We start from the raw sequence: 2,324 nt of genomic DNA, 5'->3' as shown, positions 1-2,324 counted from the left end.
CAGGTAGTAACCAACAGCGACAATAATGACGTCTTTTTTGAATTGTTTGCCTTTAAAATGATTCATTACTCTGTCCTCTCTGTCTTTTTTCTCAATTTTACACTAAAATAGATTTTTTGGAAAACTTTGCAACAGAACCCTATTTATAAACTGTAAAAGCCTAACTTTGAACGACAGCATAAACTGTTGCAAAAGTTAGGCTTTTTATCTGCTTTCGTGTGTCTACCTAGAGCTTTTTCTGACAGAAGTATTTACCAAAAGTTAAACGAAGAAAGTGAAAATCGAGAAGAAAGAATCACTCTTTAGCATGAAAAAAAAGAACTTTATCCTGATTAAAATAACGAAACAATCAAATATGACTTGTGCAAAAAAAGAGATGAGACCACTGCTACTTTTAGCAATGGTCTCACCTCTGTTTTACTGGTTATCGTCAGGTCAAAACGGTTTTTTTACAACCTATCTGCGGTATTCAAGAAGCTGTTTTTCTCTGTTCATTCTTATTGCTTGATGCAGACCAGCCTTTTCACAACCTAACACGCGGTGTTCAAAGAGCTGACCTTCAACAATAAGTCAAAACGCTCTTTTTACAACCTCTATTCACGGTGTTCAAAGCCCAACTCCTTGAAATAAGTCTGGATTTTTCAAAACATGAGAAGCTGTTTAGAAAAATTCATTCTTATTGTCGGCGGAGCTGGACGCTTCTTTCACAACCTCTATCCTCGATCTTTTTGGTCATACACTTCTTTGACGTTGATAAATTGATCAAGTATTGGATTTTCTCCTTTTAGGTCAGCTTCGAAACGGATACCGTCAATATTGATTCTGGCGTTACGGTAGTAGTCAGTTCCTAGTTGTCCCCATGCAGGAGTTGAGGCATCGACATTGCAGAAGATATCAAATCCTTGTTGTTTCAAGTAAGCAAATTTTTGATTTGCTTCAGAATAAGGTTGCCAATCGCTGATGTCAGCGCCAAATGGGTAGATCAAAATATTTGTTTTGCCTAAAATAGGTGCAACTTCATTTTGCCAACGTTCATTATCTTGTTGGATATCGGCTAAAGAAGCTTGTGTCATATTCAAGTGTCCCCAAGTATGAGAAGCAAAACTCCAACCATCTTTCTTTAATTGATCAGCAACTTTTTTGGCTGCTTCGATTTCTTTGTTTGTTTTTTCGTTATCACCATATTCTGATTTTGATGTACGGTAACCTAATACACCATTATAGCCTGTTAAAGCTAATGTTCCTTTGGCGCCTTGATAAGAAAAATCGGGATGTTTTTTAATGAATGAATCGATCAATGGAACCATATCATAGTCACCAACAGTTTCCTTCTTATTGTCGATATAAATATTCTTGATTTGGTTCTGTTTATCGACAATCAACTTACTTGGAAATCCTGAATTGTCCATGTATTCATAATAGCTGACATCGTCTTGCGAAAGAATTAACGGTTTCTTTCCTTCTGGAAGAGAAACACCTGTAAAGGTCAGTTTTCCATCTGTTCCTTTTTTGACTAATCCATTTAGATTAACAAGAACATAGTTATTTTTATATAACTGATCAATGGTTTTATTGAATTCGGAAATAGTGACCATATAATCTTTATACCCTTGTGCTTGCTGGGTATGAAAAGCCTTAGCTGGATCAACGATCAGACTATGAAAGAAGACGTGTGAGATTTTGGTCGGGTCTTCCCATTTTACCAAGGATTCTTTTTCTTTTTTCAAAGTTGCTAACAATTGTTGCGCTTCTTTGGCGTCGTCTTTTTCAAGTAAGGCGATGGCTTCATCATAATGATAACTTGCAGCAAGCTGTTTTGCTTGATCAAGCTGTTTCGTCGTTTGTTTATCTTCAACAGGTTTTGAGCTGCTGCTTGAGTGTTGAGTTGTTTGACTAGTGTTTTCTAATTTATTGTTTGTTGCTGCTTGTGTAACAAAAAAGATACTTACACCTAGAATAATAACAGTGCATACAGAAGTGACAGCCAATATGATTTTGTGTGTATGTTTCATTTTATCGTCCCCTACTACTTTTTGATTTCAAAAACCCCCATAAGCTTTTCTTAACCTTTTGAAAAACTTCCCATAACCATTGTAACGAATATAGAAACAAGTGTAAAAGAAACTTTTGTTTTTTTGATTTTTCTCTTATTTTCTTTAACTAGAGCGCTTTTTATGAGAAGTACTATTTTGTAAAAGTTATAAAGTGAGAGAGGTGAAAATGTTCGGATTTTCGCTGTTTTTATTTCCAAGAAAAACTAAAATAAACCCCTGGTGCTAGTTAATTTTTTCCTAGAGGAAAATGTCTAAACATGTTGGTAAATC

General features: G+C 35.2%; 1 protein-coding gene and 1 pseudogene. Both read right to left on the bottom strand.

Annotated elements, in window-relative coordinates:
* A pseudogene (locus AB3I27_RS13860) lies at nucleotides 1-66 on the bottom strand (IS6 family transposase); the annotation flags it as partial.
* A 647-nt stretch (nucleotides 67-713) separates the two neighbouring features.
* Nucleotides 714-2,012 (bottom strand): polysaccharide deacetylase family protein, encoded by a 1,299-nt coding sequence (locus AB3I27_RS13855; RefSeq protein ID WP_002290399.1) that lies wholly within the window; start codon nucleotides 2,010-2,012, stop codon nucleotides 714-716.
* Nucleotides 2,013-2,324 lie beyond the last annotated feature (312 nt).

Origin of the sequence: Enterococcus sp. C46 (genome assembly GCF_040887565.1) — a bacterium.
Classification (GTDB): Bacteria; Bacillota; Bacilli; order Lactobacillales; family Enterococcaceae; genus Enterococcus_B; species Enterococcus_B lactis.
This window is presented reverse-complemented; position numbering and strand designations above follow the sequence as displayed.